The sequence below is a fragment of the Desulfomonile tiedjei DSM 6799 genome (assembly GCF_000266945.1).
GTDB lineage: Bacteria > Desulfobacterota > Desulfomonilia > Desulfomonilales > Desulfomonilaceae > Desulfomonile > Desulfomonile tiedjei.
Genome location: NC_018025.1, coordinates 4,968,862 through 4,993,469 on the forward strand (window position 1 = coordinate 4,968,862; position 24,608 = coordinate 4,993,469).

At 49.3% G+C, this 24,608-nt stretch carries 23 protein-coding genes and 1 pseudogene; 22 read left to right on the plus strand and 2 right to left on the minus strand.

Going from position 1 to position 24,608, the window contains the following annotated elements:
* Positions 1-471 precede the first annotated feature (471 nt).
* The 16 genes from DESTI_RS21220 (at position 472) to tpx (ending at position 12,450) form a co-directional block, all read left to right on the plus strand.
* Positions 472-894, plus strand: a complete 423-nt coding sequence (locus DESTI_RS21220; protein WP_041286382.1) for a Fur family transcriptional regulator — start codon at positions 472-474, stop codon at positions 892-894.
* Positions 895-984: 90 nt separating this feature from the next.
* Complete coding sequence (rbr, locus tag DESTI_RS21225) at positions 985-1,560, plus strand: rubrerythrin (RefSeq protein WP_014812030.1); 576 nt, start codon at positions 985-987, stop codon at positions 1,558-1,560.
* A gap of 16 nt (positions 1,561-1,576) precedes the next feature.
* Positions 1,577-1,948, plus strand: a complete 372-nt coding sequence (locus tag DESTI_RS21230; RefSeq protein WP_014812031.1) for a desulfoferrodoxin — start codon at positions 1,577-1,579, stop codon at positions 1,946-1,948.
* Between the two features lie 71 nt (positions 1,949-2,019).
* Positions 2,020-2,196 carry a rubredoxin gene (locus DESTI_RS30220; protein WP_211213702.1) on the plus strand — a complete coding sequence of 59 codons (177 nt, stop codon included), beginning with the start codon at positions 2,020-2,022 and terminating at the stop codon, positions 2,194-2,196.
* A gap of 16 nt (positions 2,197-2,212) precedes the next feature.
* Complete coding sequence (locus DESTI_RS21235; RefSeq protein WP_041287426.1) at positions 2,213-2,773, plus strand: peroxiredoxin family protein; 561 nt, start codon at positions 2,213-2,215, stop codon at positions 2,771-2,773.
* A 53-nt stretch (positions 2,774-2,826) separates the two neighbouring features.
* Positions 2,827-3,378, plus strand: coding sequence for a peroxiredoxin (locus DESTI_RS21240; protein WP_237671451.1), 552 nt, complete (start codon positions 2,827-2,829; stop codon positions 3,376-3,378).
* Positions 3,379-3,428: 50 nt separating this feature from the next.
* Entirely contained in the window at positions 3,429-4,985 is a 1,557-nt protein-coding gene (locus tag DESTI_RS21245; protein WP_014812035.1) for a multiheme c-type cytochrome, read from the plus strand.
* A 3-nt stretch (positions 4,986-4,988) separates the two neighbouring features.
* Positions 4,989-5,165: a rubredoxin-like domain-containing protein gene (locus DESTI_RS31120; RefSeq protein WP_014812036.1), complete on the plus strand. Its 177-nt coding sequence runs from the start codon at positions 4,989-4,991 to the stop codon at positions 5,163-5,165.
* Between the two features lie 285 nt (positions 5,166-5,450).
* A complete protein-coding gene (locus tag DESTI_RS21250; RefSeq protein WP_014812037.1) occupies positions 5,451-5,798 on the plus strand; it encodes a DsrE family protein in 348 nt (115 codons plus the stop codon).
* A gap of 75 nt (positions 5,799-5,873) precedes the next feature.
* Entirely contained in the window at positions 5,874-6,470 is a 597-nt protein-coding gene (locus DESTI_RS21255; protein ID WP_014812038.1) for a flavodoxin family protein, read from the plus strand.
* Between the two features lie 296 nt (positions 6,471-6,766).
* Positions 6,767-6,922, plus strand: a complete 156-nt coding sequence (rd, locus tag DESTI_RS21260) for a rubredoxin (RefSeq protein WP_014812039.1) — start codon at positions 6,767-6,769, stop codon at positions 6,920-6,922.
* A 393-nt stretch (positions 6,923-7,315) separates the two neighbouring features.
* Positions 7,316-8,521, plus strand: coding sequence for an FprA family A-type flavoprotein (locus DESTI_RS21265; RefSeq protein ID WP_014812040.1), 1,206 nt, complete (start codon positions 7,316-7,318; stop codon positions 8,519-8,521).
* A gap of 121 nt (positions 8,522-8,642) precedes the next feature.
* Positions 8,643-9,344, plus strand: a complete 702-nt coding sequence (locus DESTI_RS21270) for a DVU0298 family protein (protein WP_014812041.1) — start codon at positions 8,643-8,645, stop codon at positions 9,342-9,344.
* An 87-nt stretch (positions 9,345-9,431) separates the two neighbouring features.
* Positions 9,432-10,745, plus strand: a complete 1,314-nt coding sequence (locus DESTI_RS21275; protein WP_014812042.1) for a cytochrome ubiquinol oxidase subunit I — start codon at positions 9,432-9,434, stop codon at positions 10,743-10,745.
* Positions 10,746-10,765: 20 nt separating this feature from the next.
* Positions 10,766-11,794, plus strand: coding sequence for a cytochrome d ubiquinol oxidase subunit II (gene cydB / locus DESTI_RS21280; protein ID WP_014812043.1), 1,029 nt, complete (start codon positions 10,766-10,768; stop codon positions 11,792-11,794).
* 140 nt (positions 11,795-11,934) lie between these two features.
* Complete coding sequence (tpx, locus tag DESTI_RS21285; RefSeq protein WP_014812044.1) at positions 11,935-12,450, plus strand: thiol peroxidase; 516 nt, start codon at positions 11,935-11,937, stop codon at positions 12,448-12,450.
* Positions 12,451-12,791: 341 nt separating this feature from the next.
* On the opposite strand, the gene DESTI_RS21290 is transcribed toward tpx, so the two are convergent.
* Positions 12,792-13,889: a potassium channel family protein gene (locus tag DESTI_RS21290; protein ID WP_014812045.1), complete on the minus strand. Its 1,098-nt coding sequence runs from the start codon at positions 13,887-13,889 to the stop codon at positions 12,792-12,794.
* A gap of 444 nt (positions 13,890-14,333) precedes the next feature.
* Here DESTI_RS21290 and DESTI_RS21295 point away from each other — a divergent pair.
* The 4 genes and pseudogenes from DESTI_RS21295 to DESTI_RS21310 form a co-directional block, all read left to right on the plus strand.
* Positions 14,334-14,699 (plus strand): annotated as a pseudogene (locus DESTI_RS21295) (septal ring lytic transglycosylase RlpA family protein); the annotation flags it as partial.
* 408 nt (positions 14,700-15,107) lie between these two features.
* Positions 15,108-15,368, plus strand: coding sequence for a DUF4177 domain-containing protein (locus DESTI_RS21300; RefSeq protein WP_014812047.1), 261 nt, complete (start codon positions 15,108-15,110; stop codon positions 15,366-15,368).
* Positions 15,365-15,568, plus strand: coding sequence for a heavy-metal-associated domain-containing protein (locus tag DESTI_RS21305; protein WP_014812048.1), 204 nt, complete (start codon positions 15,365-15,367; stop codon positions 15,566-15,568). Before DESTI_RS21300 ends, DESTI_RS21305 begins: the two co-directional genes overlap by 4 nt.
* Positions 15,561-18,029 carry a heavy metal translocating P-type ATPase gene (locus DESTI_RS21310; protein WP_014812049.1) on the plus strand — a complete coding sequence of 823 codons (2,469 nt, stop codon included), beginning with the start codon at positions 15,561-15,563 and terminating at the stop codon, positions 18,027-18,029. Before DESTI_RS21305 ends, DESTI_RS21310 begins: the two co-directional genes overlap by 8 nt.
* 277 nt (positions 18,030-18,306) lie before the next feature.
* Here the strand turns inward: DESTI_RS21310 and DESTI_RS21315 are convergent, their stop codons facing one another.
* Complete coding sequence (locus DESTI_RS21315) at positions 18,307-19,707, minus strand: SAM-dependent methyltransferase (protein WP_014812050.1); 1,401 nt, start codon at positions 19,705-19,707, stop codon at positions 18,307-18,309.
* A gap of 800 nt (positions 19,708-20,507) precedes the next feature.
* Between DESTI_RS21315 and DESTI_RS21320 the strand changes: the two genes are divergently transcribed.
* Positions 20,508-22,229, plus strand: coding sequence for a nucleotide sugar dehydrogenase (locus DESTI_RS21320; RefSeq protein ID WP_014812051.1), 1,722 nt, complete (start codon positions 20,508-20,510; stop codon positions 22,227-22,229).
* Positions 22,230-22,318: 89 nt separating this feature from the next.
* Positions 22,319-24,583 carry a GumC family protein gene (locus DESTI_RS21325; protein ID WP_014812052.1) on the plus strand — a complete coding sequence of 755 codons (2,265 nt, stop codon included), beginning with the start codon at positions 22,319-22,321 and terminating at the stop codon, positions 24,581-24,583.
* Positions 24,584-24,608 lie beyond the last annotated feature (25 nt).

A 24,608-nucleotide genomic window follows, 5' to 3' on the forward strand; every position in this document is an offset into this window, starting at 1 on the left:
CATATAATCAGTGATATCAATGGAATGGACCGTCAGAAAGAAACTGTCTCAAAATTCTGGAATGTACCAAAATCGTGCCACGACACCCCATCCGCGCAGGAGCAGACCTATGTGTCTGCCCTCATTTGGGCGGACACGCAGGTCCGCCCCTACAACCACGCCGGGAAAATGATGAGAAATACGTGCCACGATTTGGGATAGATTTCGATTTCGAGACAGCCTCTGACGCCCGTGGCTACTATCGGGCCGCCCTTCCAGGTCGTGCCCGCTCATTACTGAATAGTTGCGCGGGATGTAGGAAATTTGCCTGAATGAAGCCCTGTCCAGAAGCTGCGCATCGCAAACTCACAATTCCTTGATGATTGTCTCGTACAAAGTTCTTGACAAGGAACAAAGAAGGGGGGTATATCTTAATGAGAATAGTTACTATTACCAAACAGGAGCTTCGATACGGTGACCTCTGTTCTCCGAATGACTGAACAGCGCAGAATCATCCTGGAGGAACTCAGAAAACTCCGTACGCATCCAACAGCGAACGAGGTTTACGAAATAGTTCGCAGGCGATTGCCGCGGATCAGTTTGGGAACTGTCTATCGGAATTTAGAAATCTTGTCTGAAACCGGTATGATCCTGAAGCTTGAAATGGCCGGCACACAAAAGCGTTTCGATGGAAAAACAGAAAACCACTATCATGTGCGATGCCTCGGGTGTGGCCGGGTTGACGATGTTGCAATCGAACCCATCTCTTTAATAGACAGCGCGCTCGACGGCGTGAGCGATTATCGAATTGTGTGGCACAGGCTTGAATTCATGGGGTTCTGTCCAAAATGCCAGTTTAATATGAACGGTGTCCTAAAGAATAACAGCAAAGATTATTTGGGCAACAATCACTAGCATTCAATAAACTATATGCCACAATGAAGGCATACTGTAGTTGGCCAGGTTTACGTACGAATTTATGAAAATTCTATGAAAGGAGAATTTATGCCGAACATGAAGGGATCGGAAACGGAGAAGAATCTTCTGGCAGCGTTCGCCGGAGAATCTCAAGCACGCAACAGGTACACATATTTTTCCTCCAAGGCGCGAAAAGAGGAGCTGATTCAAATTTCACAGATTTTTGAAGAAACCGCGAATCAGGAAAAAGAGCACGCAAAGCGTTTTTTTAAGTATTTGGAGGGTGGCGAGCTGATGGTACAATCAGCCTTTCCTGCAGGAATAATAGCTTCAACTCAGGAGAATTTGCAGGCTGCCGCTGCCGGTGAAAATTATGAATGGAGTGACTTGTACCCCGGCTTTGCCAAAATCGCATACAAAGAAGGCTTTGATGAAATAGCCAAAGTTTTCGAAGCAGTGGCGATCTCAGAAAAACAGCACGAGAAGCGCTATTTGGATCTGCTTCGTAATCTGAAAAACGGCAAGGTCTTCAAAAAGGATTCGCCCGTGGTCTGGCGCTGCATAAACTGCGGGTACCTTCATGAGGGTCTTGAGGCTCCAGATCCATGCCCTGCTTGTAACCATCCGCGGGGTTATTATGAGATCCTTGCAGAAAACTGGTGAATTGAGGAGGTATTTGATGACTGAGTTGCTCCAGATCTACAAATGTGACGTTTGTGGAAACATTGTCGAAATGGTGCATACCGGCGCAGGTGAGCTGGTCTGTTGCGGACAACCTATGAAACTGTTTGTCGAAAATACGGTGGATGCCGCAAAAGAGAAACACGTACCTGTGAAGGAAGCTGTGGCCGGCGGACTCCAGGTCAAAGTAGGCAGTGTTGCGCATCCGATGGAAGAAAAACATTATATAGAGTGGATCGAGATCGTTGCAGACGGCCAAACGTATCGCAAGTTCTTGAAGCCCGGAGAAGCTCCGGAAGCCGTCTTCCCCGTCCAGGGAGAATGGACTGCTCGAGAGTACTGTAATCTTCACGGGTTGTGGAAAGCGTAACAATCAAAGAAAACGATTGTCGGGATTTTCCCGGCAGTCGTTAGCGAAACAATTTGTTTGGGGAAAAGACTGTGTATCAATGTCAAACACCTAACTGTGGCTATATCTACAATCCGGAAAAAGGCGATCGTAAGGGCAAAATAGCCAAAGGCACCGCTTTCGAGGATCTTCCCGATGATTGGAAGTGTCCCATTTGTGGAGCATCGAAAAAAGCATTTAAGGCTCTCAGCTTTCCGGGACAAGCTTGATCCGAAGGTTGTTCACATGAAATCCGTTTTGGCTCTTTTTTTACTGATGTTGCTCCTTCCCTTCGAAGGACATGCGGCTCGTACGTCTTTAGATTCCAAAGCGCTTGGCGGAATGGAATTCACGGTCCCCTCGGACCCGGAGTGTCAGAACTATCTCGGCACTTCCCGGTCGGGCACGTTCAAGCTGACGGAAATTCCTGCCCAAGTGCTTCTCGTGGAAATCTTCAGCATGTACTGCCCGTATTGCCAAGCGGATGCCCCCACGGTGAACGAGATTTATAAGATCCTTCAGCAAGACCCTGTTTTGAGCAAGAAGGTAAGACTCATCGGCATTGGAACAGGAAATACCCCTTTCGAGGTTGACGTTTTCAGGAAGAAGTACGATATCAAATTTCCTCTGTTCCCGGACGAAGATTCTGCTCTACAAAAAATGGTCTCCGAACCAATCAGGACCCCGACCTTTATCGCACTGAAAAAAACCGATAAACGTTTGGAAGTGCATAAAGTCCATGTAGGTGAGAGTAAGAACGCCGAATCTTTTCTCAAGGAAATCCTGGAAGGGTTGAATCTCAAATAGGTGCAGGTTTGATGCGGGTCACAGGAAAAACGACAGTCGGGATTCTATTCCTCATGCTTCTTTATTGCGGACACACGTGGGCTGAAGTCTCTGGTGCCTTACTGTATCGTCCAGGTGAGTTGAAGCCGCGAGACAGTGACCTGACCCTCAAGGTAGGGGATCGTGCACCGGATTTCACCCTGCCGAGCCTTAGTGGGGACAAAGTTTCACTGAATCAGTTTTTGGGAAAGAACAATGTGGTGCTGTCCTTCGTTCCCGCAGCCTGGACACCGGTTTGCTCCCAGCAATGGCCCGGGTACAATCTTGCCAAGGATTTTTTTCTGGAGGCAAATGCTGTCTTGTTGGGAATTTCCGTGGACAACATTCCGACGCTTAGCGCCTGGTGCGGTCAAATGGGCAACCTGTGGTTCCCTGTCCTTTCGGATTTTTGGCCTCACGGCGCTGTTGCTAAGAGCTACGGGATTCTGAGGTCGGACGGGACATCGGAACGAGCGCTTTTCGTCATAGATAAGACCGGGATAATTCGTTACATCGATGTTCACGATATCAATAAGATGCCACGACTGGAAGATCTTGTCCGTGAACTGTCGAAGCTGCCGAAATGAGGCAAGCTTATGGACGCACACGAATTCGGTGCATGTGAGGAGTATGTACGATGCCGATAAACCGGTTAGACACGAATCGTATCTTTGCTCCGCAATCTGCGACAGCTGTCTTCGCTTTGATCCTAATTGCCTTTTCGTGCCCCATTTCGGCGAGCGAAGCGCCTGTGAGCGAGGCCACCCAGGAGTGCATTGATTGCCACGCGACGTTTGCACCGGCAATGATAGCGGATTGGAAAAAGAGCCTGCACGCAAAGACCACCCCAGCCGCGGCGAGAAAAAAACCTGAACTGGAAAGACGCGTTTCTTCGCCGAACATCCCTGAACAGCTTGCAGGAGTAGCAGTGGGCTGTGCGGAATGTCACAGCTTGAACCCTGCCGCTCACAAGGACACATTCGATCATAACGATAAGAAAGTGCACTTGACGGTCACGCCCAATGACTGCGCTGTGTGTCATGCTGAGGAGTCGCAACAATTCGATCAGAATCTCATGTCTCACGCATGGGGAAATCTCACGAAAAACTCTGTTTTTTCCAGTTTGATGAATGCAGTCAACGGATTGCAGTCAGTTCACGGCCTTAAATCGACGTTGATCGCTCCGGATCAAAAATCTCAGGACGATTCCTGTTTGCAGTGTCACGGAACAGAAGTTCAAGTGAAAGGATTGCAGACCCGCGAGACCGACCAGGGTACGTTTGATTTCCCCGTGCTCACAGGCTGGCCCAATCAGGGCGTTGGAAGAATTAACCCTGACGGATCCAAAGGTTCCTGTTCCGCATGCCACAACCGCCATCAGTTCGCAATTGAGATTGCAAGAAGTCCCGGTACGTGCGCTCAATGCCATAAGGGTCCGGATGTCCCTGCATACAAAGTGTATTCGGTGAGCAAGCATGGCGCGCTCTATTCAGCTCTTGCAAAGGAATGGAATTTCAAGAGCGTGCCGTGGCGAGTGGGGGAAGATTTCACTGCGCCAACGTGTGCGACCTGTCACGCGAGTCTTTTGACATCGCCGGATGGCGACGTGATAGCGAAAAGAACTCACCGCATGAATGACCGTATTCCCTGGAGGTTATTCGGATTGATCTACTCTCATGCTCATCCGAAATCTCCGGACACTTCAATTATTAAGAACAAAAACGGACTTCCTCTTCCCACGACGCTCACGGGAGAGTCGGCGAAGGAATATCTCATCAATGACGAGGAAATTGCCGCCCGGCAGAAGACGATGCAGGAGGTCTGCAAATCTTGTCACACAACGGATTGGGTGGACGGCCACTGGGATCTATTCCAGAATTCCCGCAAGACTTCTGATGCAATGGTCCTCTCGGCCACCGAAATCATGAGAACGGCCTGGGATAAAAAGCTTGCAGACAACAGCAATCTGTTCGATGAAGCGATTGAAAAAAAGTGGATCGAGCAATGGTTATTTCATGCCAATTCAGTGCGACTGTCATCTGCAATGCTTGGCGCGGATTACGGTGTCTTCGACGGCGGTCGGTGGAGCTTATCCAAAAACATTCAAGATATGCTGGATTACATGAAGTTTCTCATGAAACCGGGTGCCACCGAAGGGGCTGAACAGCCTCGACAAAAACCTAAACAGAGGTGAATCATGGACAAGAATACCTGGAAATGTTCGAATTGCGGCTACACCTTCGACACCGATGCAACCGCAAATCCTCCGGAAACGTGCCCTTCGTGCCGCACTAAATGCGAATTCCTTAACGTGACCTGTTATATCCCGGAATGCGGAATGAGCGGCCAGGATCCACGACTCGGATCGAAATAGTGTTTTGGCAGGACGTAAACGCGAAAACGTTATAAAACAAGTATATAAACAGTGTCCAATTGCGAAAAGCATTTCTCGGCAATTGGCAGGTGCCGTGCCTCCGTGCCGACACATTTTTCAAATGCAAATCAACCGGTTCGGGCCTGCAGGGACGCCGGGCCCCTACCGATCATTGAAAACACTGTGTGTTCAAAAGGTCAGAAATTATGTCACCTGCTATAAGACTCATGCCGCGGGAAGGCCGGAGTCATCTTCTCTCGGTTCGTAATGATAAAGGAGATTTCTGTGAACAAGATCGCGCTGTTTGCTTTTAGAGGCGACCCCGTCTGTTTTGTGCATGTTCTCCTGAATGCTTTAGACATGCACGCGAAGGAATATGATGTGAAGATCGTCCTGGAAGGTGAAGCGACAAAGCTGGTCCCTGAGCTGGCTCAGCAAGGCAACCCTCTCTTCAATCTTTATTCCAAAGTAAAAGAACTTGGCCTTGTCGATGCCGTGTGCAGGGCTTGTTCATCCAAAATGGGGGTGCTCAAGGATGTTGAGGCTCAGGGGCTTCCGATTTCCGATGAAATGTCCGGTCATCCGAGTATGGCTCGGTACAAGAGTGCAGGGCACGAGATACTGACATTCTGAATAGCAGCTTTTCGCATTGTTTAATCTTGGCAAGTTCCATGGCGACTTGCTTCAGTCTCCATCGAGTAACAGGAAATGAAAGTTCTCGGAATTTACGGTAGCCCGCGTAAATGTGGTAATAGCGATATTCTGCTGGATGAAGCTCTCAAAGGAGCCGAATCTGCCGGAGCGGACGTATCCACTGTCTATTGCAGCGACGTGACTGTATCGGGGTGCCTTGAATGCGGCGGATGTGACGAGACCGGTGAATGCGTGGTGGATGACGATATGCAATCGATCTACCCCAAGCTGGTGGAAGCGGATGTGATTTTTCTCAGCACGCCGATCTTCTTTTATGGGCCCACTGCCCAGGCGAAAGCTGTCATCGACCGGTCCCAGGCTCTCTGGTGCAGGCGGATGCTCGAGAAAAAACCCGAAGACCACAAGAAATATGCAAGTGGTAGAGGATATCTCATTGCCGTCGGTGCGACCAAAGGAGCAAACCTCTTTGAGGGCATCCAGCTTGTGGCCAAATACTTCTACGACGCTCTTGACATGAGTTATGAAGGAGGCCTGTTTGTCAGATCTGTTGAAAAAAAAGGTGATATCAACAATTTTCCTGAGTATCTCAAACAGGCATTCGACTTGGGAGTGACAGCAGTCAGTTCCGGTAGACGAGCAGATCGAGATTAGATCGATTCAATTGCCTGAGATAAGGCAATTTCAGAGGGGATTCATCCTCATAGGTTCTAACTTTTCTGCAATTCTTTGTCCCGCAGGGACTAAAGAAAATAGCCCGGTAATTCATTGCCGGGAATTTGTGTATCAGCCGTCCCTCCGGGACTTGAAAATCATTAGGTTTTTCTTAACCGGCGATGAATCGCCGGCCTATTGTCAGTTGTTCCTCCGGAACAAACGACCAAAAACACGCTAAGTCAGCGCTTATGGGACTCTCCCTGATTTGAATTCATATGAGAAAGGCAGGAAACATGAAGTACGTATGTCAAGTATGTGGTTATGTGTACGATCCAGCAGAAGGAGATCCGGATAATGGAGTAGCTGCCGGTACTGAATTTGCCGATCTCCCCGCTGAATGGGTTTGCCCTGTGTGCGGAGCCGACAAAGACAGTTTTTCACCGGAATAGTCTTGAAAGCACAGTAAAGCTGCCGGGGTTCCCGGCAGGCCTCTCCTCTACGGGTATCTATCCGGAACTGCTGGAGGATGCAACAGATTTCTTTGTTCTGTGTCTCGGTAAAAAAAGATGAAAACGGCGAATGCGTACCGACAACTGAAGACGGGATTATATAGCAAATGTCAGAATTTTTGTCCGATTGCGAAAAGCGCTTCTCGAAAATTGGTGGGTGCCGGCCTCCGTGCCGGCACATTTTCCAGGACAAATCGACCAGTTCGGCTCGGCAGGGATGCCGGACCCTATCGTTTCTTATAAAGGGTAAGGTGTTCAAAAGGTCAGAAATTTTGTCAACTGCTATAACCGTCCAACCTATTTGATCTTGTATAACACGACGGAGGATTGGAATTGCGAATCAACATCGAAATCAAACCCGGAATTCATTGGGTTGGTGCCGTCGATTGGAATGTCCGCGATTTTCATGGATATTCAACCAAGAAAGGCACGACATACAATGCCTATCTTGCCATCGACGACAAAGTAACGCTGTTCGACACGGTTAAAGGTTCTTTCAAGAACGATTTGCTGCATTGCATTTACAAAGTAATCGACCCGAGCAAAATCGATTATCTCGTGATCAATCATGTGGAACCCGACCATTCGGGTTCTGTTGTGGAAATGGTCGACCTTATCAAACCGGAGAAGATCTTCTGTTCAGCGAGAGGCAAGAAAGCACTCCTGGACCATTATCATAAAGAAGACTGGCCGTATGAAGTAGTGTCAACCGGCCAGGAAATCAGTCTGGGCAAACGGACGGTGCAGTTCATCGAAACACGCATGCTTCACTGGCCGGATAGCATGTTTTCCTACCTGAAAGAAGATGCTCTGCTCATCAGCAGCGATGCCTTCGGTCAGCATTGGGCTACAAGCGAGCGATTCAACGATGAAGTCGATACAGGCGAGCTCATGGCTCATGCCACAAAGTATTATGCAAATATTTTGCTGCCGTACAGCGGGCTCATTCAGAAGCTCATCGCCGATGTGGGGAAATTGGGACTGAAACTGGACATGATTGCTCCGGATCATGGCCTGATCTGGCGGAAAGACCCGCTCCAGATAGTGCAGGCATATGATGTGTGGAGCAAACAGATCCCAAAACGCAAGGCGCTTGTCATATATGACAGTATGTGGAACAGCACCCAGACCATGGCCAAAGCGATTACCGACGGTCTGGTGGAGAGTGGCATACATACCCAGCTTCTGGATCTACGCTGCAATCATCGCAGTGACGTGATGACCGAAGTCTTGGACGCAAAAGCGGTTATTCTGGGATCGTCTACACTCAACAACGGCATGCTGCCAAAGATGGCTGATATGGTCTGTTATATGAAGGGGTTGAGACCCGCCAGCAAGATAGGAGCCGCCTTCGGCTCTTACGGCTGGAGCGGGGAATCGGTGAAACTGCTGAATGCGGCCTTGGAAGACATGAAGATGAAGATCGCTCATCCGGGCGTGAGTCTGCAGTTTGTCCCACGGCACGAAGATCTGAAGAAATGTGTCGACCTCGGTAGACAGATCGCAGTTGCCATAAACGAGGAAGTGAAAGCGGGCTGATTCGTCCCCCCATGACGAGCTATCCTCTGATTGCTTTGATTGGCTCATCACAGCTCTTGGCAGGACGAATCGAACAACAAGTGCTTTTGTCCAACCGAACGAATACAGAGGAAGGGAAATCGTGGAAGACAGTGCACCCGGTCTCAGAAGACTGAAGAAAATTGTCCTGGAAAAGCTTCAGGCTGACGATTTTGTCGCGAGCTTGGGCGAACTCTTGCAGCTTCAACTCAAGCAGGTCACCAATTCCCTTTTTGCTTTCCTCATGCATTCGGACGAAAGAGTGAGATGGCGGGCAATAACCGCAATGGGTGCGGTCATTGCACAATTGGCAGAAACCGACAGGGAATTCTGCAGGGTGATAATGCGCCGACTCATGTGGAGTCTCAATGACGAATCCGGCGGGATCGGGTGGGGAGCGCCGGAAACAATGGCAGAGATTATGGCCCAACATGACGGTCTCGCGGGCGAGTACAACCGAGTTTTTGTATCTTATCTGAATCCGAGCGGAAATTTCCTCGAGTACGAAGCCCTACAAAGGGGGTTGCTCTGGGGAACGGTGAGACTCTCCCTCGTCAGACCGGACACCATCCTCGAAGCGGGAAATCATCTCTGCTTGTACATGGAATCGAACGATCCTATAATCAAAGGCTGTGCTGCGTGGGCTGCCGGTTTGCTTCGGGCGAGAGAGTGTGTGCACGCTCTTCGTTTATTGGCGGAAGACCCTTCGGAATTCCGGGTGTATCTGGATGACCGTTTTTTCACGCATTCCGTGGGGGAGCGGGCAAGACGTAGTTTGTCGCTGTTGTCAACTTCACAAACCTGAATTTCTGACAGTTTTTCGAATTCACAGAGGGATCGTAGTATTGTTTGGCTGAGAACACATTAACAGCAGACAACAGGAGAATTGGGCATGGATGTTCTTATGTTATCGCGTTTGCAGTTCGCTGCTGCCACAATGTTCCACTTCATCTTCGTTCCGCTGAGTCTTGGTTTGGCCCTGCTGATTGCAGTCATGGAAACCATCTATGTGCGGACCGGTGATGAAGAATACAAAAACATGGCGAAATTCTGGGGGAAGATATTTCTTGTTAATTTTGGCGTGGGCGTAGTGACGGGAATAACCCTGGAATTTCAGTTCGGGACCAACTGGTCCGGGTATTCCAAATACGTGGGAGACATTTTCGGGTCGCTCCTCGCCATAGAAGCGACTACCTCTTTCTTCCTTGAATCCACATTCATAGCAATATGGCTTTTCGGTTGGAAAAAATTGAGCCCGAAAGTTCATGCATTGTGCATTTGGCTTGTAGCGATTGCTTCTTCTGCATCTGCCTACTGGATTCTTGCAGCCAATGCATGGATGCAGCACCCTGTGGGATACGTTATTCAAGGGGGACGTGCCGAACTGACCGACTTCTGGGCGGTTATGAGCCAGCCCTTCGCGATTTTCACGTTTCTCCATACTGTTATGGCGGGGTACCTTGTTGGAGCATTTTTCGTGATGGGGGTCAGTGCATATCATTTGCTGAGGAATAGTCACACGTCCTTCTTCACCAAATCCTTCAAATTGGCCATGTTGTTCGGCCTGATATTTTCCCTGGGCGTAGTCGCTATCGGAGATCTTCATGGAAAAGAAGTAGCCGCAAAGCAGCCGATCAAAGTCGCTGCTATGGAAGCACAATGGGAAACGCAACGTGCAGTGCCTTTTTCCATGATGGTGATACCTGATGAGAAAAACGAGCGCAACTATGTCGAAGCGATACAGATACCGAAGTTTATGAGCTGGCTGGTTTTCGGTGATTGGAATGCAGAGTTCAAGGGTCTTAAGGAATGGCCGAAGGAGGAGAGACCTCCTGTGACGCTTGTGTTTGTTTCCTTCAGGCTCATGGTCGGGCTCGGCTTTCTCTTCATTGCCCTTTCTCTTATTGGTTGGGTGCTACGGGATAGACTGCAATCCAGTCCGCTGTATTTGCTGATAATGATGTGGTCGGTTCCCTTACCGTTCATTGCGTCGCAGCTTGGCTGGATGGTGACGGAAGTCGGCCGCCAACCCTGGATTGTGTATGGTGTGATGAAGACGAGTAATGCCGTATCTACTCTGGCTACCAGTCAGGTTGCAATATCTCTTGCTGCGTTTGTTGTCTTGTACTCGCTCCTGGGATTGGCAGCGTTCGTTATCATGATCAAGATCGCCAAGAAAGGCCCTGAAGCGCCCGGGCTTGCATGATGCAAATTGGAGGTTGAGCCATGTTGGAAACTATATGGTTTTTTCTGTGGGGATTGCTCTGGGCCATTTATTTCATGACGGACGGGTACGATCTGGGATTGGCCACTCTCAGGCCTTTTATTGCCCGTACCGACATTGAAAACCGCATTGTCTATAACGCAATGGGTCCCTTTTGGGACGGCAATGAAGTTTGGCTCATTACTGCGGGCGGTGTTACATTTGCTGCATTTCCCACGACATATGCAGTGATGTTCAGCACTTTGTACAGTCCGCTCTTACTTCTCCTGTTCGGGTTGATCATCCGGGCAGTCTCATTTGAATTCCGCGGGAAGTTCGAAGGCAATTCGTGGCGCAAGTTGTGGGATACCTGCCAGTTCATCGGCAGCTTTGTGCCTGCTCTTTTGCTGGGTGTGGCATTTGCCAATATTTTTCAGGGAATTCCTTTCGATCAAGATGGTGTATATCACGGAAACCTGCTGATGTTGCTCAACCCGTACGGACTTGTGGGCGGAGCGCTCTTTGTGATTATGTTTTGCGTACATGGAGCTATCTGGCTGGCGATCAAGTCTGAAGGAGTAATGCTGGAGCGGGCGGCTTCTTCCGCAGCCAAACTATGGGTAGCCTGGCTGGTGGTGGCAGTCATCTTTCTTGTGTACACCTGGTTTGCCACCCCGTTGTACAATAATTACCTGGCGAATCCCGTGCTCTTCGTGATCCCGCTGGGTGCGGTCGTTGCCCTGCTTGCGACCAGACTCTACATAGCACATGCAACATGGTGGACTGCCTGGGCGGCTTCCGCTGCTACCATAGTGCTTTCCACACTATTCTGCATCGTGGGATTGTATCCCAATCTGTATCCTTCCAGCATGAATCCTGAGTACAGCTTGAACGCGTTCAACTCTTCGTCGAGCCCCTTGACGCTCAAGATCATGCTGGTTGTAGCGTTGATATTCGTTCCTATAGTCATTGCCTACCAGGCATGGGGATACTACATTTTCAAAGATAAACTGACTGAAGCATCCATTCTCGAAGACGAGGATGCATACTGATGGCGATTTGCTTTCAAAGTTGGACGAAAATCCCGTCTAACCCCCCTTTATAAAGGGGGGAATGGGGGGATTTTGAATGCAAATTGGTATGATTTCCGGATTGACGCTATCGAACAAAGTAAAGGAAAGGATTTCTATACATGAACGAGCGAAGCGGCATTGTGACCATGAGGGGGAACCCTGTCACTTTACTGGGAGATGAAATCAAGGTTGGATATCAGGCTCCGAATTTCACCGTCACAGGAACGGATTTGAAGCCGGTAGATTTCTCATCCTTCAAGGGTAAGACATGTATCATTTCCGCTGTGCCCTCTCTTGACACACCGGTTTGCGACATGTCCACCAGGAGGTTCAATCAAGAAGCTGCCACTCTCGGCGATAATGTTGAGATTCTCACCATAAGCATGGACCTTCCGTTTGCACAGGCAAGATGGTGCGGTGCTGCCGGAGTGGATCGTGTAATAACTCTCTCAGACCACAAGAATGCCTCTTTCGGGACGGCATACGGAGTGCTCATCAAAGAGTTCAGACTTCTCTCCCGAGCTGTATTTGTGGTCGATAGTCAAGGAATCGTTCGATATTGCGAAATTGTGAAAGAAATAGCAGATTCGCCGAACTTCGACGCTGCTTTGGCATGCGTCAAGGAGTGCAGTTAGTACGATGCTCACCTTGAAATCAGGGGGAAACTTTTTGCCAAGATTCCCCCTGATCACTGAATAGCAAATACCGTATCAGGTCGACATGTGGTGATATGAATCCTTGTAGGCTAAGATGTGAGTCTGGGCCGATCTTATGCCGATTCACTTTTATGAATTTAATCTGGCCGGCACGGAGGCCGGCCGCTACCGGCTCACGGTGTAGGATGGAGTGAGAAAAGCGAATACCATCGTTCGAGAAAAGCCAAATTCGGGTAGACACGCAGGTCTCCCCCTACACAGACCTTGTCGGTCATGTCAGCGACGAACGCAGGTTCGGTTCATGTATCAGCCACGATCTATCAAACCACATTTGCTTCCGTGTCATCAACGAGAAGATCCTGTAACCATTGCCGCGTATCGGCTATGTACACCAGCCTGTCGTTTTCGGTAAGCTCCAGGGTATCGGGAGGGTTGACCATGGATTTACCGTCCCTCAGGATACCGACTGGAATTACCCGCAAGTCGTCGCCTTGCTGCAGACGTTTGCGAACAGCGCCGTATAATTTCGGAGCGTGCTTTGGAATCGCACCAACATAGAAATGATGTTCCTTCAGCTTTGATGAGAGTTGGGAGATCACCTCAGGAATGCCGGGGTCCAAGATGGATTGCACGATAATTGGCGGGACAAGATTCTCCAGGCAAACCACATCATCGACACCTGCAGTTCGGAGCGGTTCGACGGAATCCCTGTTCACCGCTTCCGCCGCAATGTACAACTTCTTACCGATGCTTCGATGCATGTTTTCCAGCGCCAGAGCCACCTGAGTCGTCAAACCATCGGAATGACCGTCTTTGGGGTCACGTGCGAGAATCACCACCTGTGAGGCTTCTCTGGCGTTTGCCCTGTCCAGTATTCGACGAAGTAAAGGATTTCCCTTCACGAAAAAGAAGTTTTTACGCCGAAAAAGCTGGTCCGGGCATTCGGGAAAATCATCCGAAATCAATACAATGGGCACTTCGTACGATCGATTGTCCACGCGCAGTTCGTCAATTATTGCATGCACTTTTTCTTCGTTAGGACAGTTGATGATCAGAATATGTCCTGTACAATCGAGATCTACCAGTCCGCTCATAGTCTTGAACTCTCTTTCGATCACTCGGGTGGCTATCAGGGAAACCAGGTACGCCATAACACCTATGCCGCAAATCATGGTCACCAGGGTCATGAATATTCGGCCGCCGTGAGTCCTGGGAGCAATATCCCCGTACCCCACAGTCGTCATGGTAACTACGCTTAACCAGAAGCTGTCGAATAGGGATAAACTCTGTTCTTGCTCCAGGTAGTAAATCCCGGCCATAGAACAGAGCAGAATCAAGAACAGGCAGCCTAGCGTGAGAAGCACCCGCCTTGTTTTGCGGTTAACCAGGAATTTGCGTATTAGAACATAAAAGGTCATGGAATCTAACCCGTAGACTGCCGAAGACTACCGATCAGTGTTCGCCAGAATCCCTCTATTGAGGAGAAAAGAGAGATTCGAAAAAGACCCCCAAGTTCCATTCTCTTGAAGCAAGTTTAGCACACGATCAAAAGTCTTGAAGGTATTTTTTGATTATGTCCGCGTTGCGGCTCAAACGAGAACGGAAAACGGATAAGACACTGTTGTCACCACACTCTTCTCCTGACAAAAGCCTGTAATTGGTTGCCCGAATGCGTCAAGCCTTACGACCACCGTAGTTTCCCCGTTGACGCGCGCTACCTTCGTATGCTATAACTCTATGCAATTAAGGTATGTTGAGATTTCTTTCCAAAGTTATATAGCATGAAAATATGCCAATATACCATTTTTATACTTGTTTTAATGCTCAGTGTCTCCGGGTGTGCCGGTAAGCAGGCCCTGGTCAAAAAAAATCCCAATTCCAAGGGATCTTACACCGTCATGGGGAAGACGTATTATCCTCTCAAGGAAGTCCGTCCGGGTTACAAACAGGATGGCATCGCGTCCTGGTACGGCCCGGGATTTCACGGCAAGAAGACTTCTTCAGGCGAAGTCTACGATATGTACGAAATGACGGCAGCTCACAATGTGCTGCCTCTGCATACGCTCGTTAAGGTCAAGAATCTGAGCAATAATAAAGAGATTGTGGTCCGAGTGAACGATCGCGGCCCATTCGTGGACGACAGGGTGATCGATCTCTCTTTGGCCGCAGCAAAGGGTCTGGACATGGTCCGATGCGGAACCTCTCCGGTGAGAATCTCCGTGATTGGGCCTGCAGAAGCTGTGGCATCGAAATTACCTGCTCCGGTTGTGAAAGCTGCTCCTCCCAGATGTCCGAATCCGTTCTTCTCCGCCAGTCCGAAGGGCGCGCTTGCAAAGCTTTGAGAACATCCCTCTTCATCAACACACCTCTGTGAAATTCTTCGGTTTGGAGAAGAATTCCCGCATCTTAAATGCATGCATAGAGATCGTGGTTCCCAGATTTATCTTGGGATTCATCGTATGCCGTATTGAAATTTTCGTATCACTGCATTAAACTTTGTTGGAAGAATCTTAATCGGCGTAGCGATATTTGTGTGATTTGTTAAACGGATTTAGAGAACATGGTGAGTACATAGCTGCGCAAACATTCTTCAGGTGCTCTTGCGCTCTGCAGTGTCATGGACGGAGGAGACGGTCATGGTCAATTTTGAATATCGCATTACCGTACATCCCACAGATTCTCTATCTCGCATGGCGTATTTTTGCTCTCAAGAGGGCGCTTGTTCCATAGAAGAGATTCCCTTGGGCGAACCAACTAAGCTTGAAGGCATACTGAATGAGTATGGCGTTCAAGGCTGGGAACTGGTGCAGATGATCTTTGGCAAAGACGGGTTGCTCGCCTGCTGGAAACGCAAAACTTCAACCCTGGACCGAAACACCGACGCGGAGGTAATATGACGTCGACAACGTTAAAGATTCAAGGAATGTCGTGCAATCATTGTGTCATGGCTGTAACAAAAGCACTCAATGGTATCGGTGGTGTAAAAGACGTGAATGTGAACCTGGAAAAAGGTGAGGCTACGTTTAACCGCGACGATTCCGTCGATCTCGACCAGGTAAAAAAACAGATAGAATTGGAAGGTTTTACGGTTGGCTAAATACACGATCAGAATTCTGGGCATGAGCTGCGCTGCATGCGTGAGGCGCGTTGAGCTCGGTTTGACCAATCTGCAGGGTGTCACGGAGGCTTCCGTCAACTTGGCTGCTCAGAAGGCCACGGTGGAATACGATCCCCAGATCGTCAAACCTGCAAATCTGGAAGCAAAAATCCGCGATCTCGGGTACGAACCGGTCAGTTCTCCGCAACCTGAAGACAAGCCCGAACGGACCACTATCAACATTGGTGGAATGCATTGTGCCGCGTGCGTACGGCGTGTGGAAAACACGTTGAAACGTATTCCCGGTGTTTTGGAGGCCAATGTGAATCTGGCCTCGTCGAGAGCGGTCGTTACGCACGAACCCGGTAAAGCGGACGTATTCGAACTGAGAAAAGTCCTTGATGACTCGGGGTACCAGTTCCTTGGAGTCGTGGGCGAGCAATCTGAAGATCCGCTGGAGGCCGCTCGGAAGCAGGAGCTCCGGGATTTGAAGATCAAGCTTGCAGTTGGCGCAGTGCTCAGTATTCTGATCCACATTGCGGCATTTCCGCATCTGATTCCTTCCCTCCATTCATTGATTCCGAGCAACTGGTTGCTTATCGCCGGTTTCATCATGACAACGCCCGTGGTCTTTTGGGTTGGGAGCCGTTTCATCATAGGAGCCTACAAAGCGGCTTTGCAGAAGACCTCGGACATGAATACCCTGGTTTCCGTAGGTGCATTATCTGCATATCTCTATTCTTCGGTGGTGACGTTTTTTCCTCGATTTTTCGAGACAGCAGGCATTCCTGCACCGGTGTATTTTGACGGTGCCGCTATGATCGTCACCTTGATTCTTCTGGGCCGCTATCTCGAAGCCCGGGCGAAGGGCAAGACGTCTGAGGCCATTCAAAGGCTCATGGGTCTGAAACCCAAAACTGCGAGGGTTATCAGAGACGATACCGAAATAGACCTCCCGGTCGAACTGGTCCAGGTGGGGGATGTAATTGTTGTCCGTCCCGGTGAACGCATCCCCACTGATGGAATCGTGCTTTCCGGTTCTTCAAGCGTGGACGAATCCATGCTCACGGGTGAAAGCATTCCGGTCTTGAAAGAGCAAGACGCGGAGGTCTTCGGAGCCACCATCAACAAGACCGGCAGCTTCACGTTTCGAGCGACCAAGGTGGGAGCGGAAACTGCCCTGGCTCAGATCATCCGCCTCGTGGAAGAGGCTCAGGGGTCCAAGCCCCCAATTCAGAGATTTGCCGATAAAGTTGCGTCGATTTTTGTTCCCGTGGTCTTCAGCATAGCCATTGTGACGTTTATCGTATGGTATTTTCTTGTTCCGGACTCGGTATTCAGCCGAGCGATGTTGAATTTCGTCTCAGTGCTGATTATCGCATGCCCCTGTGCAATGGGACTGGCAACGCCCACGGCTATCATGGTGGGGACGGGTCTGGGAGCGGAAAAGGGAATACTCATAAAAAGCGGTGAAAGTCTGGAAAAAGCATACAAGCTCACCACCGTGGTGTTCGATAAAACCGGCACTCTGACTCGTGGAGAACCTGTGGTCACGGATATTATCCCTGCAGAGGACGTTGGACAGGACGAAGTCATGCGCATAGCCTTGTCCATCGAGGCGGTATCGGAACACCCTCTGGCTCAGGCCATCATGGATCGGGGTAAGTCCGAAGGAATGCAGGCTTTGCCTTTGCAGGATTTTCAGGCGGAAACCGGCCTGGGGGTGCGCGGATCACTTGAGAATCGGCCTGTGCTGCTTGGCAATAGGCGATTCATGGAAATGCAGTCCATCTCCATGAACGGCCTGGAGAACTCGGTACAAACGATTGGCGATCAGGGCAAGACTACCGTGCTGGTTGCCCAGGAGGACAAAGTAATAGGCCTGCTCGGATTGCAGGATGTTCCCAGAGATGGTGCTCGGGAAGCAGTGGAATCCCTGAAACACATGGGACTGACGGTCGCGATGATCACCGGAGACAACAGGAAAACAGCGGAAGCCATTGGATCTTCCGTGGGAATCGACACAGTCCTGGCGGAAGTGTTACCGGGAGAAAAGGCTCAGGAGATACGCCGCATTCAGGGTACCGGACAAGTGGTGGCAATGGTTGGAGACGGCATCAACGATGCTCCTGCATTAACCGCTGCAGATATAGGAATCGCAATTGGCGCCGGCACTGACGTAGCCATCGAAGCAGGAGATGTTACTCTGATCAAGAGCGATCTCCAGTTGGTTCCAAGTGCTATCAGGCTGTCGTTGCAGACCATGAAGGTGATCAAACAGAATCTCTTCTGGGCATTTTTCTACAATTCACTGGGAATTCCCATTGCAGCCGGTGTGCTCTATCCGTTTTTCGGCATACTCCTGAATCCGGTGTATGCGGCTGCAGCAATGGCGCTGAGTTCCGTATCGGTTGTGAGCAATTCGCTCCGCCTGCGCTGGTCACTAGGCAAGAAGCTTTAAAGCGGGAACTCGGGGAGGAACTTCTTGTAATCCCGCTTATAGCAGGACTCCCCGAACCCCACCTCAAGAACTTCTAATACGGACCTGCAATCAAGATAGCTCTTACTGAGGCGGAAGCACGGACCTGCAGGGCAGGTCCGTGGCACCCAAAACCGCCGTCGTTCTCGGTACGGGGGTGCCACTGACCTGCGGAGCCAGGTCAGTGTAGTTCGCATCCTGAATGCAAAATAGTATAACATTCTATAAAAAAGCCATTCTTAAGAAGAAAACCTTCATCTTACTCCATACGGTCTATCTGCTGAAGCAATGCCTTGGTTATCGGTCGTTTCGATCCTTTCCATACGAGCGACTCGAGAAACCGAAGATTTTCGGGAGAGTTAAGCGCTTCGGCCAGGTGTTCGGCCTGCTCCTGAGATTCGCACGCGATGTAATAGCATGTATCGTCCAACATTACCGGACGACCGTTGACCGGGCCGACAACTCTGAATCTCGGGATTGGGTAAAATCCGGCTATAGCGACTTTGTAGAGTGCAAATGCATACGGTCCTATGCCGAAAATCGAATAATCGGGTCTTCCTTTGAATACCGACGACTTGCGCTTCCGGAACGTTTCCCTATGTTTCTTCAAATATGCCCATAACTTAGGAGCTACAGAACGTATTCGTACAGTATCCTCCCCTACTCTCTTTTGAGGAACTATCACAGATCTTTCACTTGTTCGACCGTGGAAAAGATCCGAACTCTTCATCAAGGGGTATAGGAATTGCTTCTCCACGTCCACGATGTCACCAGATTTGTTGCGAAGCCTATTTTCAAAATCGGGCGACAATTCCATGACCGAGGCCGCATTGTGCTTGATACCCTGGCGCCACACAAGTCCAGGCCTCATCGAGGATTCAACGCCTGATATCTTCTCTGAAACCGGTGATATGCCATTGGAAACAGCATCCGCAATGAGCTGCTCGGGTTGCTTGGAAGAAAGCTCCGAATACAGTGCTGCCTGCGACAAACGACTTCCTTCACCTACCTGGAGTATCAGTAAGCAAGCGTCAACTGCAGCACGAAACCATTTTTGTGCGTCTATACGGCGAATTTCCGCTCTTGTGATCGGTATTCCTTGTTTCAAAGCGAAAAGCCAGGCGTTCCTCGCCACTACGGTCTTGCACAGCAAGGCTATTGTGGGTCGTTGCTGCTCCAGTTCCATTAAGAGTTTTGTCACAAGCGACTCGGCCAGGTCGAAATTGGAAGCTCCCGTCAAAGCCGCAATTCCGGGAAGTTTGCGGAAATTGTGCTTTACAGGTAGATTTGTGCTTCCCATGCTTCCGAGTTCTGCATTTGTCACCCATGGCGGATTACCCAGAACGAGCAGCGGACCGGAGCACTTCCAGGAAACATCTCTGAAACTCATTCTAAAGACGTCGCTTTCACAAATCCGGACAGATACCTTGCAGTTATGCCCAACTCTTGCTGAAGCTTCATAGACATGAGAGGGGTTAATCTCGTAACCCCTGATTTCGCGCGGAGGATGGGAATGGCCGATCAAACCTGAGATGAAGTTGCCGATCCCGCAGGTAGGTTCGAGCACTCTCGGCCATCTTTGTCCAATGGGTCCCAATATCTGTAGTATACACTCCACTAATTCCGGTGGAGTCTGAAAATCTCCAAACGCTCTACTCACGTGCACCACTCTTCAGGCGTAAGACATTGCTCTTGTCATACTCGACAGAGCGCCGGATGTAAATGGCTGGGATAAAAAGCAGACGCAAGCGCAAAAGACATTGACATGACTCTATCTGCCTTTTATTTTCTGTTTATGGATTGAGAGAGAAAGTGTCAAGTTACTTTTCGGAATGCAAAAACAGTGTATGATTTGTCTCCTTCTACAACACTCCAGTATCTGTAATTACACTGGAATCGCACCGGAAAGCATTGTTCCTTTGGTTCAAGAAAGAATTAGATGCCGTTTGGAATACACCACATCTCTTTCAATTTCAATAAGATACAATCATAGTAATCCGAAACCGATTATCGGTTTAACTGTCAGCGCGTACCCGGAGTCTTTTCTACACGGATTCATGTCATTTGAGCAAAAATTACACTGGTTGTCGATGACAAATGGTTAATTTTCGCCAAATCAGCTCGGTTTTTGCCATTCATCAAACCACCTTATCTAACGTGCCATTAGCAAAAATATTTGTAGAATGGTCTTTACAACATTTTGGCACGGCGGATGCACAGTTTTTTAGAATCAATTGCGATACGAACAATCAAGGGGAAAATGGGGATTACTATTAGAGGTATAGTAAATTAAATATTGTCATTGGGGGCTTCAATTATTTTTTTTGAACAGATGCATTTTCACGCATGAAAAAACTCAATCACCCTTGTCTTTCAAAAACTAGCGTAATTTCAAAGTGATGCAGCGTTCGTCATGAAGCGAAGCTATGCCACCTGTCTGTTACCTGGAGGAATCAATTGATGCCAAGCAAAACTCTCCCTTTCAAAAGCCAAATTGATTATGACAACTACCTGAAAAGATTGCCGACCGGCGACCACTATTCAATCAGCCCTGAAGGCGAACGGTTCCGTCTCCCTTCCAAGGAGGACTATGAACGCGAATTCCTGAGATTGCAGAATCTCGTGGAGAAGAATCGCGCCGAAGGAAAGGAAATAGTGGTAGTTCTGGGAATCGGCTTTGTCGGCGCGGTTATGGCCGGGGTTGTTGCCGATTCCACCGATAAGGACGGAATACCGCGCAAGTTCGTTATCGGCGTACAGCGGCCCAGCACCAGAAGCTTCTGGAAAATACCGTACTTGCAGCAGGGGATTGCGCCGGTAAAATCGGAAGATGCGCAGGTTCCCGAAATGCTCCGTCGATGTGTCTTGGAGAAACAGACTCTCACTGCTTCCTTTACCTATGATGCGCTTACTCTCGCGGACGTGGTAGTCGTCGATGTGCAATGCGATTACGTGAAAGAGGATCTCGCGCAGGTAGCTTCGGGTTACGTGCAGATGGCTGATTTGGAAAGGGCGCTTGAAATTATAGGGGAATTGGTCAGCCCTGAAGCTCTGGTTCTCATCGAAACCACAGTCCCGCCGGGAACTACCGAGCAAATCGCTTATCCCCTGATGAAGAAAGCCTTCAAACAGAGAGGAATAACGTCCGAACCCTTCATTGCTCACAGCTATGAAAGAGTAATGCCTGGAGCTAATTACGTTGCTTCCATAAGAAATTTCTGGAGAGTGTGCAGCGGCATCAATGAAGAATCCAAGAGAAGAATTGTCAAATTTCTTACCGAGATAATCGATACTGAGAATTTTCCTTTGACCGTTTTGGATCGCCCCATGGAATCGGAAACCGCGAAGATCGTGGAAAACAGCTATCGAGCGGTAATTTTGGGCTTTCTCAATGAATGGAGCCTCTTCGCGGAACGCAACGGCATAGATTTGATTAAGGTCATCGAAGCAATCAAGGTGCGCCCCACCCACTCGAACATTATCTTCCCGGGACCTGGAATAGGCGGATATTGCCTCCCCAAGGATGGTGGATTGGGCGTATGGGCTTATAAGCATATTATGGGTTTTGAAGACGACCTCTTCAAGATTACTCCTATGGCAATAGATATCAACGACCGAAGAGCGCTTCATGTGCCTGAACTCGCACGAGATGCACTGAGGAACATGGGACGCTATATTGCCGCTTCAACAGTTACGATCCTTGGAGCATCCTACAAGGAGGAAGTCGGTGATACCCGGTACAGCGGTTCTGAGCTCATAATCCGTCGTCTGGCCGAAATGGGAGCCAACGTATGTGTGTGTGACCCGTACGTGGACCACTGGTGGGAATTCGAGGCCCAGGATTCATATCCCGCGCCCGGTCAGAGTCGTGCTCGTTTCTTCAGGGGCCAGGAAACCTTGAAGTCTTTACGCATAGAAAAGGATGTGAAGACCGCAGTCGCCGATGCTGACGTGGTAATTTTCGCAGTTCGTCATAAACAATTTCTCGACTTGCAACCCCAGGAGCTTGTGGAGGCGGCTGGAGGTCCAATCGCCGTCATAGATTGTATGGGAATGCTCAATGACGACAAAATACGCTCCTATTTCGAGCTTCAATGCGAAGTGAAAGGCTTGGGAAGGGGACATATCGAAAGACTCAAACGCCTGTACAAGAGTCGGCCGGCTATTCCGTCTCCAGGATGACAATCTCAGCCTTGGTTATTGGAGGCTTTCTTCATACAGGAAATTCGGTCACGATTACCGCGTGATCGTCCAAATACAGGATAAGTGCCATGGACCGGAATTATTATTCCAGCGGTCGCGACGAGATAGTCAGCAATGCAGTGATTCCGACTATCAGATCACCTCGTCACTTGACGCACAATTGCGGCTATTACGAGACCCGACAGGTAAACCAGAATGCGCCTATATCCCTCGATGATATCAAGCATTATATTGCCGTTCTCCTGAAGAAGAAATGGCAGATACTCTTGACAGCCCTGGTGGGAATTGTCCTGAGCGGGATCTATGCGTTGCTCTGCACTCCCGTATACCGGTCCTATGCAACCCTCGTTATAGAGGAGGAGAACAAAAGGGCTCTTCACATAGCACCTGCCCAACCTACCCTGGAGAAAGACTATTTTACGACACAAATTTCTATCCTCAGGAATATGGTGATTGCACAGAAGCTTGTGGAAAAAATGAACCTTGAAACGCATCCGGAATTTGCACCAAACAACAGATTTCCGTGGTCTGTGGTTAACGACCTCACTGCGTACATCGCGAAATTCCGAAGCGCTGACACCAACCCGGAACTAATGGATCCGGAAATGGTGGAAAATGAAAAGAAGACCAAGCTGATCGAGGAAGTGATCAAGAGACTTTCTGTGGATAGCCAGGGGAAGAGTAGGTTAGTCAGCGTAGCCATGGAAGCTCAAGATCCCAAGACGGCAGCAGAGCTGCTCAAGAACTACTTGTCTATCTATCTCGAATATAACCTTAGCCGCAGGCGCGCAGAAAGCCTTGAGAGTAGTGCCTGGCTCCAGGGTGAACTCAAGCAGGTCAGTCAGGAGTTGATGAAATCCAGGTCTGCTCTGATAGAGTTCATTAACAAGCATGGAATGGTATCGCTGGAGAAAAATAACCATGTTATTACCGCATTCAATACTGCAGCCGAGGGATTACTCAAGTCGAAAGAAAGCCGCGTGAGACTCCAGGCCTTTGAACGCCAGGGTAGCATCGGGGAGACCCAAACCGTTCCGGGCGGAGTCGACGTGCAGCATTTGGTAAAGCTCAAAGAATCCTTGGCCTTACTGGAATCCGAGTATGCACATCTCCGTACGGTGTACTCTCCAAATTATCCCAAGACGTACGCTATGGGCCGGAGAATTGAAGAGATGAGAAAAAAGATAGCGGAAATAGAGAGTTCCACTATCTCCGTTGCAGTAGAAGCTGCCATTCAGGAAGAAACTCTTCTTCAGGACAACTTTGAAAAAGCCAAACGTGCAGCTATGGCCTTGAATTCGCTCGACGTGCAATACGCAATCCTCCAGAAAGAAGTCGATACCAACGAGCGCGTCTATCTCATGTTTCTCCAGAAGGCAAAAGAAATGCAGGTGAACGCAGGAGTTACCGGCAACAACGTATCGGTGATTCTTGCACCTGTAACTCCTGTGATTCCCGTAAAGCCACAGAAGGCGAAATTCCTGTTACTGGGGGCTTTGGCTGGAATGATGATCGGGATTCTGAGAGTTGTAATCAAAGAGTACAAAGATCAATCCATCAGGAATTTCGAGGATCTCAGAAATAACACCACTGTCCCCGGTTTGGGTATCGTTCCCGATGTTAAGAAATTGGACGACTACGGTTCGATGAAGGCTCTTGAATTTGCTGCTCATATGTGGCCCAGGTCGGCATTGCATGATGCTTTCAGGAATATATTCACTTCTATAGAGCTTACTTCCATGGCCAGGGAACGAGTGAAGACAATCGCATTCACGAGTGCCGGGCCCGAAGAAGGCAAGACATTCGTTGCCGTGTCCATCGCCACTATAGTCTCCCACGATCGGGAAAGGGTTCTCATCGTAGACTGCGATCTGCGCCGACCAAAGATTCACAAAGTCTTCGGCGTTAACCAGAACAACAGAGGCTTGACCAATCTCCTGAGCGGCAGGGTGAATGACATCGATTATGTGGTAACTCCCACTTTCCTGCCGAATCTCAATATGATCACAAGCGGTCCTATCCCGGAAAATCCCGTCGGATTGCTTCAGTCGGAACGACTGGCGGAAGTCCTCCTCCAGATTCGTGAAAAATACGATACCATTATCCTGGACTGCCCGCCAATACTGGGTTTTGCCGATTCCCGGCTGTTGACCATGAATGCCGATGGAGTGGTGCTCGTTGTCAAAGAAGCTCAAGTATCCAGACACGTTCTCAATGAAGCGGTGCACTCACTTTCCCGCGCACATATTATCGGAGCAATATTAAACATGGCCAACCCAAAATCTGCTCAACACAGCAGTTACTTTCAGATGAGATATTACGTGCCGAGTTAATCCATTGCAGTTGCAGTTTATCTAC

Excerpts from the sequence above, each read along its gene's own strand:
- DESTI_RS21220 (WP_041286382.1), top strand. The coding sequence starts at position 472 with ATGACTGAACAGCGCAGAATCATCCTGGAGGAACTCAGAAAACTCCGT.
- rbr (WP_014812030.1), top strand. The coding sequence starts at position 985 with ATGCCGAACATGAAGGGATCGGAAACGGAGAAGAATCTTCTGGCAGCG.
- DESTI_RS21230 (WP_014812031.1), top strand. The coding sequence starts at position 1,577 with ATGACTGAGTTGCTCCAGATCTACAAATGTGACGTTTGTGGAAACATT.
- DESTI_RS21235 (WP_041287426.1), top strand. The coding sequence starts at position 2,213 with ATGAAATCCGTTTTGGCTCTTTTTTTACTGATGTTGCTCCTTCCCTTC.
- DESTI_RS21240 (WP_237671451.1), top strand. The coding sequence starts at position 2,827 with ATGCTTCTTTATTGCGGACACACGTGGGCTGAAGTCTCTGGTGCCTTA.
- DESTI_RS21245 (WP_014812035.1), top strand. The coding sequence starts at position 3,429 with ATGCCGATAAACCGGTTAGACACGAATCGTATCTTTGCTCCGCAATCT.
- DESTI_RS31120 (WP_014812036.1), top strand. The coding sequence starts at position 4,989 with ATGGACAAGAATACCTGGAAATGTTCGAATTGCGGCTACACCTTCGAC.
- DESTI_RS21255 (WP_014812038.1), top strand. The coding sequence starts at position 5,874 with ATGAAAGTTCTCGGAATTTACGGTAGCCCGCGTAAATGTGGTAATAGC.
- rd (WP_014812039.1), top strand. The coding sequence starts at position 6,767 with ATGAAGTACGTATGTCAAGTATGTGGTTATGTGTACGATCCAGCAGAA.
- DESTI_RS21275 (WP_014812042.1), top strand. The coding sequence starts at position 9,432 with ATGGATGTTCTTATGTTATCGCGTTTGCAGTTCGCTGCTGCCACAATG.
- cydB (WP_014812043.1), top strand. The coding sequence starts at position 10,766 with ATGTTGGAAACTATATGGTTTTTTCTGTGGGGATTGCTCTGGGCCATT.
- tpx (WP_014812044.1), top strand. The coding sequence starts at position 11,935 with ATGAACGAGCGAAGCGGCATTGTGACCATGAGGGGGAACCCTGTCACT.
- DESTI_RS21290 (WP_014812045.1), bottom strand. The coding sequence starts at position 13,889 with ATGACCTTTTATGTTCTAATACGCAAATTCCTGGTTAACCGCAAAACA.
- DESTI_RS21300 (WP_014812047.1), top strand. The coding sequence starts at position 15,108 with ATGGTCAATTTTGAATATCGCATTACCGTACATCCCACAGATTCTCTA.
- DESTI_RS21305 (WP_014812048.1), top strand. The coding sequence starts at position 15,365 with ATGACGTCGACAACGTTAAAGATTCAAGGAATGTCGTGCAATCATTGT.
- DESTI_RS21320 (WP_014812051.1), top strand. The coding sequence starts at position 20,508 with ATGCCAAGCAAAACTCTCCCTTTCAAAAGCCAAATTGATTATGACAAC.
- DESTI_RS21325 (WP_014812052.1), top strand. The coding sequence starts at position 22,319 with ATGGACCGGAATTATTATTCCAGCGGTCGCGACGAGATAGTCAGCAAT.